The sequence below is a fragment of the uncultured Flavobacterium sp. genome (genome assembly GCF_963922255.1).
Lineage (GTDB): Bacteria > Bacteroidota > Bacteroidia > Flavobacteriales > Flavobacteriaceae > Flavobacterium.
This window is the reverse complement of sequence record NZ_CAWUIC010000002.1, coordinates 375,331-393,402: the sequence shown is the minus strand read 5'-3', so window position 1 is coordinate 393,402 and position 18,072 is coordinate 375,331. Positions and strand designations below refer to the sequence as shown.

General features: G+C 30.2%; 15 protein-coding genes. 3 read left to right on the top strand and 12 right to left on the bottom strand.

Going from position 1 to position 18,072, the window contains the following annotated elements:
* The 5 genes from AABJ49_RS03765 to AABJ49_RS03745 form a co-directional block, all read right to left on the bottom strand.
* On the bottom strand, positions 1–1,785 hold a 1,785-nt coding region (locus tag AABJ49_RS03765), incomplete at its 3' end, for an IgGFc-binding protein (protein ID WP_338376180.1).
* Between the two features lie 313 nt (positions 1,786–2,098).
* The gene (gene sufD, locus AABJ49_RS03760) at positions 2,099–3,415 is read right to left on the bottom strand and encodes a Fe-S cluster assembly protein SufD (RefSeq protein ID WP_338376179.1); all 1,317 of its coding nucleotides are present in this window, start codon (positions 3,413–3,415) and stop codon (positions 2,099–2,101) included.
* A 76-nt stretch (positions 3,416–3,491) separates the two neighbouring features.
* Positions 3,492–4,241, bottom strand: a complete 750-nt coding sequence (sufC, locus tag AABJ49_RS03755) for a Fe-S cluster assembly ATPase SufC (protein WP_338376178.1) — start codon at positions 4,239–4,241, stop codon at positions 3,492–3,494.
* A gap of 46 nt (positions 4,242–4,287) precedes the next feature.
* Complete coding sequence (sufB, locus tag AABJ49_RS03750) at positions 4,288–5,736, bottom strand: Fe-S cluster assembly protein SufB (protein ID WP_338376177.1); 1,449 nt, start codon at positions 5,734–5,736, stop codon at positions 4,288–4,290.
* Positions 5,737–5,753: 17 nt separating this feature from the next.
* On the bottom strand, positions 5,754–6,083 hold the full coding sequence (locus AABJ49_RS03745; protein ID WP_338376176.1) for an iron-sulfur cluster assembly accessory protein: 330 nt from the start codon (positions 6,081–6,083) through the stop codon (positions 5,754–5,756).
* A gap of 167 nt (positions 6,084–6,250) precedes the next feature.
* Here AABJ49_RS03745 and AABJ49_RS03740 point away from each other — a divergent pair, with 167 nt between their 5' ends.
* The 3 genes from AABJ49_RS03740 (at position 6,251) to AABJ49_RS03730 (ending at position 10,722) form a co-directional block, all read left to right on the top strand.
* Positions 6,251–7,114, top strand: coding sequence for an MBL fold metallo-hydrolase (locus AABJ49_RS03740; RefSeq protein ID WP_338376175.1), 864 nt, complete (start codon positions 6,251–6,253; stop codon positions 7,112–7,114).
* Positions 7,115–7,168: 54 nt separating this feature from the next.
* Positions 7,169–8,755 (top strand): S8 family peptidase, encoded by a 1,587-nt coding sequence (locus tag AABJ49_RS03735; RefSeq protein ID WP_338376174.1) that lies wholly within the window; start codon positions 7,169–7,171, stop codon positions 8,753–8,755.
* A 77-nt stretch (positions 8,756–8,832) separates the two neighbouring features.
* Positions 8,833–10,722: a M1 family metallopeptidase gene (locus AABJ49_RS03730; protein WP_338376173.1), complete on the top strand. Its 1,890-nt coding sequence runs from the start codon at positions 8,833–8,835 to the stop codon at positions 10,720–10,722.
* A gap of 88 nt (positions 10,723–10,810) precedes the next feature.
* Here the strand turns inward: AABJ49_RS03730 and AABJ49_RS03725 are convergent, their stop codons facing one another.
* The 7 genes from AABJ49_RS03725 to AABJ49_RS03695 all read right to left on the bottom strand — a co-directional run bounded on the left by AABJ49_RS03725 (position 10,811) and on the right by AABJ49_RS03695 (position 18,042).
* Positions 10,811–11,119, bottom strand: coding sequence for a hypothetical protein (locus AABJ49_RS03725; protein ID WP_338376172.1), 309 nt, complete (start codon positions 11,117–11,119; stop codon positions 10,811–10,813).
* Positions 11,120–11,138: 19 nt separating this feature from the next.
* Positions 11,139–12,137 carry a WG repeat-containing protein gene (locus AABJ49_RS03720; protein ID WP_338376171.1) on the bottom strand — a complete coding sequence of 333 codons (999 nt, stop codon included), beginning with the start codon at positions 12,135–12,137 and terminating at the stop codon, positions 11,139–11,141.
* 48 nt (positions 12,138–12,185) lie between these two features.
* Positions 12,186–13,358, bottom strand: a complete 1,173-nt coding sequence (locus AABJ49_RS03715) for a hypothetical protein (protein ID WP_338376170.1) — start codon at positions 13,356–13,358, stop codon at positions 12,186–12,188.
* Positions 13,342–13,716: a PEGA domain-containing protein gene (locus AABJ49_RS03710; protein WP_338376169.1), complete on the bottom strand. Its 375-nt coding sequence runs from the start codon at positions 13,714–13,716 to the stop codon at positions 13,342–13,344. Before AABJ49_RS03710 ends, AABJ49_RS03715 begins: the two co-directional genes overlap by 17 nt.
* A gap of 2 nt (positions 13,717–13,718) precedes the next feature.
* Positions 13,719–16,298 (bottom strand): hypothetical protein, encoded by a 2,580-nt coding sequence (locus AABJ49_RS03705; RefSeq protein ID WP_338376168.1) that lies wholly within the window; start codon positions 16,296–16,298, stop codon positions 13,719–13,721.
* Between the two features lie 1,071 nt (positions 16,299–17,369).
* Positions 17,370–17,753, bottom strand: coding sequence for a hypothetical protein (locus tag AABJ49_RS03700; RefSeq protein ID WP_338376167.1), 384 nt, complete (start codon positions 17,751–17,753; stop codon positions 17,370–17,372).
* Positions 17,754–17,868: 115 nt separating this feature from the next.
* Positions 17,869–18,042, bottom strand: a complete 174-nt coding sequence (locus tag AABJ49_RS03695; RefSeq protein WP_338376166.1) for a hypothetical protein — start codon at positions 18,040–18,042, stop codon at positions 17,869–17,871.
* Positions 18,043–18,072: the final 30 nt, after the last annotated feature.

Below are 18,072 nucleotides of genomic sequence, written 5' to 3'. Positions count from 1 at the left end.
TGTTGCAAAAAACTCTAAGTCATATTGGAAAGGATCTAAACCATTTAAAATAGTTGCTGTATTTTGACTTAAATCAAAAGTATTATCGCAACTATATAAATCATTTGGCATATCATTGATTATAAAATCAGGATAGTATTCAACCACAACACAATCAGTCTGCTCACATGCACTTCCAATAAATCCATTAGAAGTAGTAACACAATAAATACCAGGACTATCTACAGTATAAGAAGGTCCTGTTGCCCCTGCAATTACTTGAGGCCCATTACCATCTCCAATATCAACAGTCCACACAAAAGTAAAATCATTAGGGCTTAAATTAGTATCTAATACTCTTGTATTATCTGGACATATTGCTCTACCTTCTGCAATAGTCATATCTCCTTCATAAATATTAACTCCTGCTTCATAGGTTAAATTAACCTCTCCAAAACCTGAATAGAAACTCGCTACACCCATTGTTCCTGAAAGTCCTAACACTCCTACTGCTGTAGAGCCTGTAGATTCAACTTTTACATTTCCTGATAATCCAGAAATTCTATAAGTCACCCAGTTTGGGTTACCCAGTACTGGTTGAGGTGTTGCGGTTGTTACAGCTCCGTTAATAGATATAACTGAACCGGCAACTGTAATTAGAATAACATTTGTACTACCTCCTCCAGTATTAAAATTAACTCCAGAACCAATCAAATTAATACTAGGTATTAAATCAACAACTTTTGGATAACTACAACTTAATGGAGGAATAAAATTCATACCTGTGGTATGAGTAGAGGTATCTCCTGCTAAAATTTGATAAAGATAAACGGGTTTATCTGTCTGTACATACATATTTTGATTAAATGTCCCTTGAAAATAAGTGAAAGGAACAATATAATAATCACCCGCATTTAAAGTGGTTAAAGGAATAGTATTACCATTGACAAATACCTGTGTATTATTTTGAGTTGCTATAACAATAGGTAATTCAGTTTGTGCTGTACCATTACCTTTAACAACAACATATTCCATTCCCACACGTTCCACTGGAACAATTTGGTCTAAACACACATCATTTCCTCCTGTTGCAGGATTATTAGTAATATTCCCTGTATTAACAGCAACTGGTCTTGTAGATGTTAAACGGGCTCCTATAAACCCTGTAAGATTTTGGGAGGTTGCGTTATCAGCATAGCCCGACAATACAACTGATTGTCCCGCATTTAAATTAAATGTTTGTGTTCCATTAGTGTTTATTCCTGTAGGTGTTGTAAAATAGACACCGGCATCATAGTCAGAAACAGTAACAGTTGTTCCGTTTTCCGTAGCCATGACACTCGCAACAAAGTTTCTACTACTGTCACTTGAACCTTGAGGAGAACTTCCTAACCTAAAATCTGTACCTAGACCTGCTCTACCTTTGGAAACAAACATTTCACCGTGTGCACCTGCATCAAGTTTAAAAGTTACATAAAACTCGCTAGTTCCTGTCAATATAAGCCCACTGTTTCCAGAAACTGTATGTAAACCTGCTTGGGTAACAAACATATTTGAGGGCTGGGCATTACCTACCGTAAATTGAGCAGGATTACCTGCTGAAATTGTATATGTACCAACAGCAACTCCGCTACCATTCGTAACGTTTACTTGAAAAGGTGTAGCTTCAGGTGTTGAAAGGTAAATTACATGTTGCCCGATATGACTAGTCGTTCTAGAATGCAATGGTGGAAGCCAGTGCTTATCACTTAGTTGACCAAACATACATGAAGTAAACAATAATGTAAATAGTAAATATAAACGCATTTTAATATTTTTTAAGGAAGTAAAAATAAATAAAAAAATGAATTATGTTACATAAAAATGTGTTTTTTATAAAAAATCACTAAGATAAGTCTGTTTTAGATGAATTTTTAACACCTAATCATCGAAATATAACAAAAAAATCATTTTATTATAAAATTATAACAATTATTAATCCGTTAAACTAATCATAAAGTTAACACTTTTTTATTACTTTATTATTAAAGAAAGTGTTAAATTGCAATTTAAGAGATTTAAGAAAGAATTAAAATAAAGAAGTTATCTGAATTAAATGATTTTTTAAAAAATTACTTAATTACAAATCAAATCCTAACTTTACTTCTAATTTTGAAGCTATAATTTTAGTAATTCTTTGTTTTAGTTCGGGAATCTTAATACTTTCAATTACTTCATTACTAAATGCAAACATTAATAAAGCTCTAGCTTCTTTTTTAGGAATTCCTCGCTGTTGCATATAAAACATGGCACTTTCATCTAATTGTCCGATTGTACAACCGTGAGAACATTTTACATCATCCGCAAAAATTTCTAATTGAGGTTTAGCATTGATTGTTGCTTTTTCACTAACTAAAATGTTGTTGTTTTGTTGAAAAGCATTTGTTTTTTGTGCTTCTTTTTCAACATAAATTTTTCCGTTGAAAACACCTGTTGCACTATCACCAATAATAGTTTTGTAATTTTGATGACTTTCACAATTTGGTGTAGAATGTTGAACTAAAGTGTAATGATCTACGTGTTGCTTGTCACCAATAATTGTAATTCCTTTTAAAGTACTATCAATATGTTCTCCGAAATGATAGAAGTTTAGGTTGTTTCTAGTTAAATTTCCACCAAAAGAGAAGGTGTGAACTGAAGCACGGCTTTCTTGCTTTTGAGAAATATAAGTGTTATCAATTAGATTTGCAGTTAAAGTGTCATTTTGAATTTTATAATAATCAACAATGGCTCTTTTTTGTGCAAATATTTCAGTAACCGAATTTGTTAAAACGGGATTAGTATTTAAACTCTGATGTCTTTCAATAATTTGAACATGAGCATTTTCACCAACAATTACTAAATTTCTTGGTTGAACCATTAAAGCATCTTCTTTTCCTGTTGAGAAATAGATGATTTCAATAGGTTTATCTGCAATTTTACTTTTAGGAATATTGATATAAGCTCCTTCAAAAGCAAAAGCAGTGTTTAATGAAGTTAAAGTTTCATCTTTACTTGCAATTTTGTTGAAATATTCATCTATAACCAATTTGTATTTAGGTTTGGTCAAAGCTGATGACATCAAACAAACATCAATTCCTTCATGCGTTGTAGCAGATAAAAAAGAACTAAATTTTCCATCAATAAAAACAACTTTATAAGTGTCTACTTCATGTAAAAAATATTTTTTTACCTCAGCAAATTCAACAGCATTATCCTTTTTTGGAAAAACCGAAAAGTCATTTTTAAGAATTGAGTTTAACGAAGTATATTTCCAAGCTTCTTCTTTTTTTGAAGGAAAACCTTTGTTTTCAAAGTTTTTTATAGCGTTTGTTCGCACATCATGTAGTTCTGAAGAAGTATCTATTTTTTCTTCAAAAGCCATGAAAGACGAAACTAATTTTTCTTTTAAATCCATTTTTATTATGTTGTCGGTTATCTGTTTTCGGTTGTCAGTAGAGTTTCTAACTGATAAAAGAAAACTGATAACTTTTTTAAACTAATTCAGCTTTAATCCAATCGTAACCTCTTTCTTCTAACTCTAAAGCCAGTTCTTTTCCACCAGACTTTACAATTTTTCCATCCATTAATACATGAACAAAATCAGGAACAATATATTCTAACAATCTTTGGTAATGTGTAATTACAATTACTGCATTATCTTTACTCTTTAATTTGTTTACACCATTGGCAACAATTCTTAAAGCATCAATATCCAATCCAGAATCTGTTTCGTCCAAAATAGCTAATTTTGGTTCTAACATTGCCATTTGAAAAATTTCGTTACGTTTCTTTTCTCCACCAGAAAAACCTTCATTTAAAGAACGAGATAAAAATTTACGATCAATTTCTAATAATTCAGATTTCTCACGAATTAATTTTAGCATTTCGTTAGCTGGCATATCTTCTAAACCTTTAGCCTTACGTGATTCGTTTATAGCAGTTCTCATGAAGTTCGTAACTGAAACTCCTGGGATTTCAACTGGATATTGAAAAGATAAGAAAACACCTTTGTGAGCTCTTTCTTCTGGAGCTAATTCTGAGATATCTTCACCTTCTAATTCGATTGTTCCTTCAGAAACTTCGTAGTTTTCATTTCCTGCAACAATTGAAGCAAACGTACTTTTTCCGGCTCCATTCGGTCCCATGATTGCATGAACTTCTCCTGCTTTAATTTCTAGATTTAAACCTTTTAATATTTCTTTATCTTCAACTGAAGCATGTAAATTTTTTATTGATAACATTTTATTCTTTATTTTAAACCATTAAGGTATTAAGATTTATTTTGATTTATCCGACACTTCCTTCAAGGGAAATTTCTAATAATTTTTGTGCTTCCACAGCAAATTCCATTGGCAACTTATTTAAAACTTCTTTACTGAAACCATTTACGATTAAAGCAATAGCTTTTTCAGTTGGAATTCCACGTTGGTTGCAATAGAAAACTTGGTCTTCACCTATCTTTGAAGTGGTAGCTTCATGTTCGATTATTGATGAAGTGTTTTTGCTTTCAATGTATGGAAAAGTGTGTGCACCACATTCATTTCCCATTAAAAGACTATCACATTGAGAGAAGTTACGCGCATTTTCTGCTCTCGCTGAAATTTGAACCAAACCTCTATAACTATTTTGAGATTTTCCTGCAGAAATACCTTTTGAAATAATGGTTGACTTAGTGTTTTTTCCTAAATGAATCATCTTGGTTCCAGTATCCGCTTGTTGAAAATTATTGGTGACTGCAATTGAATAAAATTCTCCAATTGAATTATCTCCTTTCAACACACATGAAGGATATTTCCATGTTACAGCTGAACCTGTTTCTACTTGTGTCCAAGAAATTTTTGCGTTTTTTTCGCACAAACCTCTTTTGGTTACGAAATTATAAACTCCACCTTTACCTTCTTTGTTACCAGGAAACCAGTTTTGAACGGTTGAATATTTTATTTCGGCATCATCTAATGCAATCAATTCAACAACTGCTGCGTGCAACTGATTTTCATCACGACTTGGAGCTGTACAACCTTCTAAGTAAGAAACATAACTTCCTTCATCAGCAATTACTAATGTTCTCTCAAATTGGCCAGTTCCTGCTTGGTTGATTCTGAAATAAGTTGAAAGTTCCATAGGGCATTTAACTCCTTTTGGAATATAACAGAAACTTCCGTCTGAAAAAACTGCCGAATTTAAAGCTGCGTAGAAATTATCTTTTTGTGGCACAACTGTTCCTAAATATTTACGAACTAATTCTGGATGTTCTTTAATAGCTTCAGAAATACTCATGAAAATAATTCCTTTTTCGCCTAAAGTTTTCTTGAATGTTGTAGCTACTGAGACGCTATCAATAACAATATCCATAGCAACATTATTCATTTTCTTTTGTTCGTCCACAGAAATTCCTAACTTTTTGTACATAGCTAACAATTCTGGATCAACATCGTCTAATGTTTTATTGGGATCTGCTTTTTTTGGAGCTGAATAATAAGATATCGCTTGAAAATCAGGTTTGGTGTAATGAACATTTGCCCATTCAGGTTCAATCATCTCTTCCCAAGCCCTAAAAGCTTCTAATCTCCATTCTGTCATCCATTCAGGTTCTTCTTTTTTCAAAGAAATAGCACGAACGATGTCTTCATTAAGACCAATAGGAAACGTTTCCGAGTCTAATTCGGTGTAAAATCCGTATTCGTATTCTTTATTTTCTAATTCGACTTTTAAATCGTCTTCTGTATATTTTGACATTTTATATTTTTAATGATTTATAGTGAAAAACTTTCTCCACAACCACAAGTTCTTTGTGCGTTTGGATTGTTGAACACAAAACCTTTACCATTTAATCCACCAGAAAATTCCAATATAGTACCCGCTAAATAAAGAAAACTCTTTTTCTCAACGGCTATTTTTACATTATTATCTTCAAAGACTTTATCGTTCTCTCCTATTTGTTTATCAAACTTTAATTCGTAAGATAATCCAGAACAACCTCCGCTTTTTACACCTACTCGAACAAAATCTTGAGTAGCGTCAAAACCATCTTCTTGCATCATTGCAACGATTTTTTTGCTTGCTGTATCAGAAACTTTAATCATTTGTTATTTTGATTTTGTCTAAATTAACTGCAAAGATAAGTCTTTTAGCTCTTTTTACAATGAATACTAACATTTTTATAACTTATTAAACGATAAGTAACATTTATGATAGATTTCACAAATCAAAGTTTATATTTTTATTAACTTGCAATCAAATTTTTTTTTAAATGAAATTATACCCTATTGAGGCTGGAAATTTTAAACTAGACGGTGGAGCTATGTTTGGTGTTGTTCCAAAAACTTTGTGGAATAGAACAAATCCAGCAGATGAAAATAATTTAATTGATATCGCTGCAAGATGTTTGTTAATAGAAAATGACAATCGGTTAATTTTGATTGACACAGGAATGGGTGATAAACAATCGGATAAATTTTTTGGTTATTATTCGCTTTGGGGAAATCATTCTATTGATAAATCATTAGCTAAATATGGTTTTCATCGTGATGACATAACAGATGTATTTATGACTCACTTACATTTTGACCATTGTGGAGGAAGCGTAGTTTGGAATAAAGATAGAACTGGTTATGAAGTAGCTTTTAAAAATGCAAAATATTGGACAAATGAAAATCATTGGGAATGGGCAACTAAACCTAACAATCGTGAAAAAGCTTCTTTTTTACATGAAAACATAATTCCAATGCAAGAAAGTGGTCATTTGAATTTTATAAAAAGACCTGAAAATGCAATATTAGAAAATTCAGAATTAGGTTTTGGAATATTCTTTGCAGATGGTCATACAGAAAAGCAAATGATTCCTATGATAAATTACAAAGGAGAAACATATTGTTTTATGGCAGATTTATTGCCAACAGCTGGTCATATTCCTTTACCTTATGTTATGGGTTATGATACAAGACCTTTATTGACACTTGGAGAAAAAGAATTTTTTCTTGAAATGGCTGCAGAAAAAAATTTTAAATTAATATTAGAGCATGATGCTCATAATGAAATAATAACGCTTCAAAAAACAGAAAAAGGGATTCGTTTAAATGAAGTGTTAACTTGTAATGAGGTTTTCAACTTATAAAATGTAACTTTTTTTTAAAAAAATTGTCTAATAAAAATAAATAAACACAAAATAATGAGAACATTTAAACCATTTTACGTATCAGCAGCCCTTGCCATTCTTCTTGCAAGTTGTGGAGGTACTTCAAAAATAGTATCAACACCTGTTGAAAACATTGATGCTATTCAAACAAAAACTACAAAATTATCAGAAACCGATTTACAACGTTGGAGTCATTTAGACTTAGTTAAAGACTCAGTTCCTGGAATGAGTGTTGATAAAGCTTATGCTGAATTACTTAAAGGAAAAAAAGGGAAAAAGGTAATTGTTGGAATTGTTGATTCTGGTGTAGATATTAAACATGAAGATTTAAAAGCAGTTATTTGGACTAACCCAAAAGAAATTGCTGGTAACGGAATTGATGATGATAAAAACGGGTACATTGACGATATGCACGGTTGGAATTTCTTAGGGAACTCGGTAAATGAGCAATTAGAAATGACTCGTATCGTAAAACAAGGCCCATCTGCTCCTGAATATGCTAAAGCAAAAGCTGCTTTAGATGAAGAATTAGAAGGTTTAAGTCAGCAAAAAGCTCAAATAGATATGATTTTAAATGCTGAAAAAGCTTTAGAAGAACATTTAAAAAACCCTAATTTCACTTTGGATGAGGTTAAAGCCATGACTACCACAGATGAGACTTTATTACAATATAAAGCCATGTTTACAAACATTTTAGCACGTCAAGATAAAGCTGCTTTTGACGAAAGATTGAAAGGTGGTATTAAGCAAGTAAATGATCAACTTAATTATAATTATAATGTAGATTTTGACGGTCGTTCAATTGTTGGGGATAATCCAAATGATATTACAGACACTAAATATGGTAATAATAATGTAGTTGGACCAGATGCAGAAGAAGCATTACACGGAACTCACGTTGCTGGAATCGTTGCACAAGTAAGAGGAAATGGTCTTGGTGGAGATGGTGTTGCAAACATGGTTGAAATCATGGCTGTAAGAGCTGTTCCAAATGGTGATGAGTACGATAAAGATATTGCTTTAGGAATTCGTTATGCCGTTGACAATGGAGCAAAAGTAATCAATGGTTCATTTGGAAAATATTTTTCTCCTAACAAAGAATGGGTTCAAGATGCATTAAAATATGCGGCTAAAAAAGATGTTTTAGTAATTTTCGCTGCTGGAAATGATGCAAAAGATTTAGATGTACACAATAAATACCCAAGTGATTCATATGATGGTGCACCAGAAATTTCAGATAATGTTTTAATAATTGGAGCTTTAAATGCTACTTATAGTCCAAACATGGTTGCTCCTTTTTCAAACTATGGAAAAAACAACGTAGATATTTTTGCTCCTGGAATGCAGATTTATGCTACCACTCCAAATAATAATTATAGATATTTACAAGGAACATCAATGGCTTCACCAAACGTTGCTGGAGTTGCTGCTTTAATTCGTTCTTATTATCCTAAATTATCTGCTGCTCAAGTAAAGCAAATTATTATGGCAAGTGGAACACCCTTAAAAAATACTATTTTAGTTGATGAAGATCAACACAAGGCTAATTTTGCTGAAATTTCAAAATCAGGAAGAATTGTAAATGCTTACAATGCATTACTTATGGCTTCAAAAATGTAATACTTTTTTTAAGTAAATAGTAAACCACAAAGCCCATATTTATATGACTTTGTGGTTTCTTTTTTAAATACTAAATTATGAAAAAAACACTTTTAATTACACTTATTTCATTTATTGGATTTTCTCAAAACAATCCAAATCCAGGCTATTGGCAACAACATGTTGACTATAAAATGGACGTGAAAATGGACGTGAAAAATTATCAATATACAGGAACTCAAGACCTGGTTTACACTAATAATTCAGGTGATACTTTACGAAAAGTTTACTATCATTTATATCCTAATGCTTTTCAACCAGGAAGTGCAATGGATATTCGTTTACAAACAATTGCCGATCCAGATAAACGAATGGTAAAGAAGTTTAAAGTTTCTGATAAAGAAGTAACTGAAAGCCGAATTAAAACACTAAAACCAGATGAAATTGGTTATTTAAATATTTCAAATCTAAAACAGAATGGAAAAATTGTTGCTACAAAAGTAGTTGGAACCGTTTTAGAAGTTACTTTAAATGAAGCTATTTTACCAAAATCAAAAACAACATTTTCACTAACATTTGAAGGTCAAGTACCACTTCAAGTTCGTCGTTCAGGAAGAAATTCTGAAGAAGGAGTAGCTTTATCTATGACCCAATGGTATCCAAAAATGGCTGAATATGACTTTGAAGGTTGGCATGCTGATCCTTACATTGGTAGAGAATTTCACGGTGTTTGGGGAGATTTTGATGTAAAACTAACCATTGACAAAGATTATACTGTTGGTGGAACTGGTTACTTACAAAACAAAAATGAAATTGGTCACGGATACCAAGATAATGGTGTTGAAGTAAAATATCCAAGAAAAATTAAAGAGTTGACTTGGCATTTTGTTGCTCCTAATGTGCACGATTTCACTTGGGCTGCTGACAAAGATTATATTCATGATATGTTAATTGGTGAAAATAATGTGGAATTGCACTTTTTATACAAAGACAACAAAGAGTACAATGAAAATTGGAAAAAAATGCAACCAAAAACTGCTGAATTATTAGCGTTTTACAATAAAAATGTTGGGCCTTATCCTTACAAACAATATTCTGTAATTCAAGGTGGTGATGGTGGAATGGAATATGGAATGTGTACTTTAATCACAGGAAATAGAAGTTTTGGAAGTTTAGTTGGAGTAACAGCTCATGAATTTGCACATTCTTGGTTCCAATTTGTATTAGCTTCAAACGAATCTAAACACGAATGGATGGATGAAGGATTTACGTCTTTTATTTCTGATTTAGCCATGAATGAAATTATGCCTCCAAAAGAAAAAGAAGATAACGTTTTTGAAAGTGCTTATAAAAATTATATATATTTAGCTAATTCTGGAAAAGAACAACCGCTTTCTACACATGCTGATCGATATGATTACAACATGACTTATAGTATTGGTGCTTATAGTAAAGGAGAAGTTTTCTTAGCACAATTAGGATACATTATTGGATCTGATAATTTAATGAAAACTTTAAAACGTTATTATTACGATTATAAGTTAACACATCCAACACCAAATGACATTAAAAGAAGTGCTGAAAGAGTTTCTGGAGCTAATTTAGATTGGTACTTAGTAGATTGGACACAAACCACAAATACTATTGATTATGCTATTCAAAATGTGGAAAGTGCAACTGATGGTGTACAAAGAACTGGTGTTACTTTAGAGCGAAAAGGAAGAATGCCAATGCCATTAGATATTCTTGTGGTTTATGAAGATGGTTCTAATGAAACTTTTTATATTCCGAATACTTTGATGCGTTTTGAAAAAGAAAATCCTTATGAAGGCATTAAAAGAACTATTTTAGATGGTTGGGATTGGGCTTATCCAACCTATACTTTTGAAATTCCAAAAGCAAAATCTGCTATAAAAGCAATTGTTATTGACCCAAGTGGATTAATGGCTGATGTGAATAGAGATGATAATGTTTATGAGAATAAATAATTCTTTACCTAAAAAAGGAGGCAATTGCCTCCTTTTTTATTTTTACACTTAACTGATTCATCGGTAAAAAAATCATGAAGAAAATAAATTATTTTCCAATAGCTTCATTATTTAATGATTCAAGAATTTCTTGAGATTTGTTTCTTTGTTCATTTAATTTATCTATTTGTAATTGCTGAATTGAATCTCTTCGCTGAGTCTCTTTTTTTTGTGCTTCTTCAAAAGCTTTCATTTCATTTTTTCTTGAAGCTTCAATAATTCTGTTTCTCTCTTCAGTTTGATTTGGTTTAGTAATTACACTCCTTCCCATTTTACGTGCCGTTTTCATATAAACCAAAAAGCCAAATAAAATTACAAAGCCAACAATTCCCAGTATTCCTTTTAATTTTTTATTCATTTTTTAATTTTAAAACAAATTATTCTTCAATCCAAATTTCCTGTTTGAAGTGTGGATAAGGAAGGTCTTTTGTAGTTAGATAAATAAATTCTGATTTTTCTTCACCTGTTAACCAGTCTATCCATCCCCATTTGTCATTTTTTTTAACCGCAAGTTTTGGGATACCGTTAGCATCAAAACTTTTATAATCATCATAAGCACAAGGAACCGTTTGTTTTGCATTTTTATAATAACTCCAGTACGACAAATAAAAGCCTACTTTTTCATTTTTATAGACTGCTGTATACTTTCCGTTGAACGGAAAAAAGGAAACACTATCGTAGTTTGCAAGAATAAGTGTTGTCAACCCTCTCGAACCTAAGGATTGATACATACCCCATTTTTTAGAATCTTTATTTCTGGCTTTAAAAACGTTATCACCATTACTTTCATCAAAGATTAGAATATCAGCATTTAGTTGTTTCTTTGATTCTTTAAAGGTGTCTATTGCCCAAGATTCGACCCAAATTAAAGGAACATCTTCTGGGTTTTCAAAAGAAGGATCTACTAAACTGACATCTTCAAACCAGTCAACCAGTCCCCAAAGATTCCCTTCTTTTACAAGTGTGTAGAATCTACCTTCAACTTCCTTTATTTTAATAGCATCGTATTTGCATTTTGCTTTATCAGCTGCATCTTGAATCTCGTAAGGATTCATAAGAATACCATATTTCTTATTATTCTTAACGATAGTTAGGGGTTCCATTTTTGTAAACCACCCTATAGAATCAAATTTAGGAGCTACTACCTCTTCTGAATCTATTTCAATTTCACCAGAATAAGAATGTGCATCAATAAAATAAATGCCCCATTTCTTATTGGATTTCATCTGCACTTTTGCTAAACTATTTCCTCCAGGAATCCATTCTATTTTTTTAGCTTTAATGTGTTTCAAAATCTGTTTGTCTGAGATTTTTTGTTGTGCATTTACGATGTTAGAAAACAGTAGTGGCAATAGTAAATAACTAAAATTTTTCATTTTAAATAAATTTTTTTAACTAAATAAAGTTGATGATTTACTATTAAATCAATTATTAACTTTTTTCTTAATTGGAGACACTTTACCTGATCCAAAACTGTCACTTTTAAGAGATGGAGTTCCTTTGCTTGGAAAACTAGTTGTCATTGTAGGCTTTGCAAAGACAGGTCCATTTGACTTTTTTGTTTCAATTTGTGGTTGATTTAGTCCATTTAAATTTGTGTTGAATTGACTCATAATTCTCTGTGAAAAATTTTGTAATTCAATTTCAATTTCATCAAAGCATTTTGGGTCAAGGTTATCATTGTTTACATAGGAATCCATTCGTTCTGTAAAACTTTGTATTGAAATCATAATATTAGTATAATTAGATTGCGAAATGTTTGCTGTTTGATTTAACATACTCCTAATTTCTTGTTTTAAGTTATTGCATACATTAGGATCATAATTATGCGTTGTAATTTCTTTATCATCAGTTTCTTGAATAACTATTTCGTCAAGGTTGTATGACTGAATGTTGTTTTCCAAAATTTGATTGTTTTCAATTTCAATTTGACTTTCAAGATCTAATTCTAATTCTGATATTAAATCATCAACATCATTTGTGTTATTTCCGGTGTTGTTATTGTTGTTTACTGGATTAGTAGGATTAGTAGTAGTTGAGATTTTTACAAAAGCCTTATAAAAAAATAAGTAGATACAATCAGGAATAAAATAATCACCTTGCATAGCTAAAATCTCTTCATGCTCCTCTACACTTATTGGGTAAAAATCATTCTGATACATGTCTGTTTTGGCATGAAATGAAATCGTTTTACCTGGATCAATTTGAAATGTTTTATTTGGGGTAGAATTATAAATTATTAAGTTTGCTTGTTCTGAACAAGCATTGGTTTTATGATTTCTTCTAACAATCGTTGATGAATGTTTAGGAAGCTTTATAAAGAAGACTTTGTTGTTAGTTGTATTAGTAAAATAAATTTGTAAACTGAAATTTTCCATTGGTTTGTCAGTAAACATATTGTTACAACAATATTCTCTATCCTCTACATTAAGTGTAACTTTCAAATCCTCCTCTAAACCCTCTGTTATATCAAAAAAATGATTTCTCCCTTGTAAAAAATCAGGAGAGTCAATATTTGGTATATTTTGCCCTAGAGTAATTCCAATATTTAAAATACCAAAAAATAAAAAAAAAATATGTTTAGAAATTTTGCTCATTTTTTTCTAAAGGTATTGAGACTTCTTTCTCTTTAATTTGTTTCCAATCTCCACTTATAATGTCTATTAATTGATAAAAGACATTTATATTGTTCATCAAAATAAATTTAGAGTCTACTCGAGATTCTAAATTAATTATAGAATCTTTATAACCTTCTTTGGATATATGTATATTATGGCTTTTTTTTGCAAGTAAAGAAATTTCTATAGGAGTTATTCCTTTATTATCTCCTTCAACCTCAACTTGAGCTCCACTAGGATTAGAAGTTACATAGACATTATTATATTTTGGGGCATAAAGTGTTCCACAACTTTGTATAAATAATGCAAATAATAATAGTTGTACCGTTTTTTTCATGGTTATTTAAGTTTAGATTTTGCTTTGTTAAACAGGGATTTATTGCCCGAAGTTTTTATTTGATCTTTGTAGGAGTTCAATAATTCATAGGCTGTTAAACCATTATCATTTTTTACATCTTTATCCACCGAATTATACTTTATTCCTAAATCGTAAACATTAGCCAAATAGCGTGCATTTGATTTAGTTATCTGCACAACCCAATGAAGTAAAGTTCCTCCATCTTTAAGTCTAACCTCGCTTAAATCAATATTATAATTTGCTATAACTTCATCTAGCTTTCCAAATAGATCATAATCTGATGTATTATTTTCTAAAATTCCATCTAATAAAATTCCCAAAAACTTTTGATTGTTATATTTATCATTAAAATCCATTTTCTTAGAGACAAAGTCTTTTGAAACTTTTCCGGTTTTTAGCATTTCTACGAATAAAGGATCGCCACTTTTTTCTTTAACCTCACTTAAATCAAACTTGTTGTCTAAAACTTTAAAAAGTTTACTGTTACCAATAAGGAATGCATTATAAGCTAAAGAGTATTCTGGTTTAGTTTTGTCAAATGAAGTTAGCGTCTTCTTTTCTTTTTTTGATTCTTCAAAAGCTTCATCTAATGGTAAGTTTTGAGATTTTGCAATTGATGAATACACACTATCAATAAGAGATTTATCAGTACTTGACAACTCGTTTTTTGACTTAAAACCATTATATCTATTTATTTCGTCTACAAAAATTTGTTGAGGTGAAGTATTATTTGCTGTTTCAAACATTTCAATTATCGCATTCATTTTAAATTCATAAGTCAAGTCTGATTTTTTCTTTTTTGATGAAGTGCTTGTCTTTTGCTCTTTTTTATTATTTTGCTCTATAGATTCTATAGAAACCAATTCTAAAAGAGTAGGCATTTTTTTAAATTTAATAATATCGTTTTCAATAAAAATTGCTGCATCATCACTACCTTTCAAAACATATCCATAAAACTGAGCCTTCGTTAGTGCTAATAATTTATCGTTTGTATTTATTCTGTCTTTGATAAATTCATTTTCACCTATGACGTTTAAAATTTCTCTATCATTGTATAAGTTTTTTAACAAACTGTATATTTTTTCGTCTGCTACTTTAGTTGACTTTGATTCTATGTAAGCAGCCGCTTCAGAGGGATCATTATTTGCTAAATACTTCAAAACGATTTCAGAATCTTTATATTTATTTAAATAAGTTTCTTTATTGTTAGCGTTCTCAATTAATATTTGAAATGCTTTTTCAGATTTTGAAAGTACCGCAAGGTCAATCGGTGTTTTTTTATTTAAAGTAAAATCAGTACTTACTCCTAAACTTACTATTCGATTTAAGCAATCATCACTGTTGTTTACAGTACAAAGCATTATAGTTTTTTTGAGTAAAGCATTCTTCTCATTTTGATTTTTATCTTTTAAATACGTATTAAGTATCAATTGAAAAGCATCAGAATTATCAACTTTGATTGCATACAACAATATGCTTTTATTCTCTATTTTTAAGGTTCCAAATATTGCAGATTCAATAATATCTCTTAGGTAACTATTGTCTTTATTGTCTATAGCGGTTTTTACTTTTTCTGATACATTTTTTTCTAATGCAGCTATCTTTTCTTTCTTTTCCTTAGAAAAATAGCTTTTATCATAAGCATAAGCGGTTAAATAATTACTTAAAGCTATTTCTTCACTTTGCTCTTCATACAAAGTGCCTAAATAATAAAAATTACTTGCATTAGGCTTTAGTTTTGCAACAGATGCAGCAAAAGTGATTGCAGCATCATAATAAGCATCATATTTTAATTCATTATACTTCTTGTATTTACTAACTGCTAATTTTTTGTACAATTGATCTTTTGCAATAAAGTTGTTCTCTATTGTTATTTGTTTTGTTGGAACAGGACAATTATTGTTTAACCAATATGTATTATTAGAATTAAAATTTTCTTTCATGCTTTTCATAAAGCAATCCAAGTTTGAGGCAAAGGCTAAATTGTATTCTTCGTCTGAAACATTCTCAGAAAATGCAGCAGCTTTTATATAATTTTGCTTCGCGCTTTCTGTTTTTTCTTTAGCGTCCCAATAAACTTGCGACATTCTATTGTGTTTTTCTTTTTTTAAAGCTGCTTTTCTAGCAGCTAATTCTCTTTCCGCTTTTTTGCGCTCTGAATTAGCACTTAAAAGACCAAGACCTTTAAATATAGCACCTTCATTATCACCTGCATTGATACTATTCCCTATTGAAATTCCTGTGTTAAAATCTGAAGTAAATGAATTTTCTTTATAGTTAGATTCTATTGAATTAAGTTGCTTAATTTTAGAATTAAAATCTGTTAAGATATCGTTAGGATTCATTGAAGCTGTTAAACCCTCTATATTTTGCATATTTTGATACAATCCATTTGCTAGTGAAAGTCCTTCTTGTTTTACATTCTCAGCCATCTTGTATGAACTATATAAGTCAGGAGAAAATGTTCTAATATATTGGTCTTTTAGCTCACTAGTATTTTGAGAAAAAAGATTAAAACAAGATGTAAAAAGGAATGCTAAACTAAAGAATAATTTTTTCATGGTTAATAAATATTAATAACAAACATAATAGAAATGGGTGTTTGTACGAAAAAAATGTCATGAGTGACATGTTTTCCGACATGAATGACACATAAAAAAATTATTTATGCTTAACTGCTTTTGAATAAATATAAATTTTGAAGAATTATTTTAATTTAATCTGCTTTTTTTCTTGAAAAAATTTACTTGTCAATGTTAGTTTTTCATAGAAAATATTAAACTTAATAAACAATTCAGAAAACGTAAAAAAATCTGGATTGTCACTAATGTTTAGTGTTTCTAAATTATTCATTTCAAAAACGAATCAGGTAATTTTTGTAGTTCATTACGCGATAAATCTAAGAACTTTAGGTTTTTAAATCCTTTAATTTAAGTAAGTAAAAAGTTAATTTTTTGCTTACTTAAATCAAGATTTTCAATATTTAAATCACTATTTAAAACTGAATTGACTTTTAGATATTTCAATCTTAGGATACTTTAATATTAATAGGGTTGGGTTAGGTAATTATTCTTTGTAGTAAAAAACATAAGGAATTATTTTTTTATCTTTTCCATTAATATAACCTCATAAACTACCGCTTTCACAGGCTAAAACCTGATTGAAACCCTTAAAATGTTCTATTATACTGTAAATACCTCATGAAACAATGTTTTAACTTGCCCATCAAAAAGTGAACTTGAAACAGTATACATATTGTTGCTCTTTGCTATAGTGAAAGAACCATTCCAATTGTAGAATTCAATATTATTATAAAATGAAGGCATTAATACTTTTGGCTTATTGGAGTTATAAACCAATTGATATATTCTCCTCTTTTTCGTTACTGAATTTAGTGCTTTAAAACACCATCTTCATTTATAGAATCATTGATAATTAAATCAGCATGAAGCATTTTTAAGGCTTCCTCTTTAATTTGAGAGAATGATAATTGAATAAAAACAATGAAAATGAAAAATAAAATTTGTCTAAAATATTGCTTTTATTCATGGTTTATTTCATTTTTTAAATTGAAAAAAGACAGTAGCAGTAATCCCTGACTTATGTTGCTACTGCCTCTCAACAATTAAGATTTATTTATCACAATCAGCGTATGGCTGAAGTCCATCTTTACCAAACCTTAATCTATCTATGTAAACATTAAAATATTTTGAAGTAAAACTTGATCCTGAATAACTTTTGTAAGTACTTCCAGAATTAACTGTAACTCTATTGTTTTTATTAGAATAAGAACCACCAGTAATTTCGTAATTAAAATGAACTTTTTCATTATAATTATTTTTAAATTCTAAATAAGCTTCATATTTTCCGGTACTTGTTTTTTTCGATTTTACTCTAAATTGAACACCTTTAAAACAGGCAATACTTGTCCAATTACTCCAATCTGTCCATTGAGCCTGAGCCATATTAACTGTTAAAAAAAACATTACTGCGGTAATTAAAATACTTTTTTTCATAATTATTGATTATTAATGCCTTTGTGAAACGTCTATAAAATCTTAAAAATTATTTCCGATATACGTATGAAGGCTGATTATATATTTAATTAATTGAAATTCTTTTTTTAAATAATTAAGCGGTTCCTGGTAACGTTCTTGGAACACATCCTCCTGAAACAGCATCATAATAAAATCCTGAAGGACAAGATGGGGTTACTGAGCCATCATCGCTTGAACAACTACTAAGAGAACAGAATGTAATTGCTAGAAAGGCAATAAATAAAAATTGGTGGAATCTTTTTTTCATAATTATTGGTTTTTGAATTTTGAGCCAAAT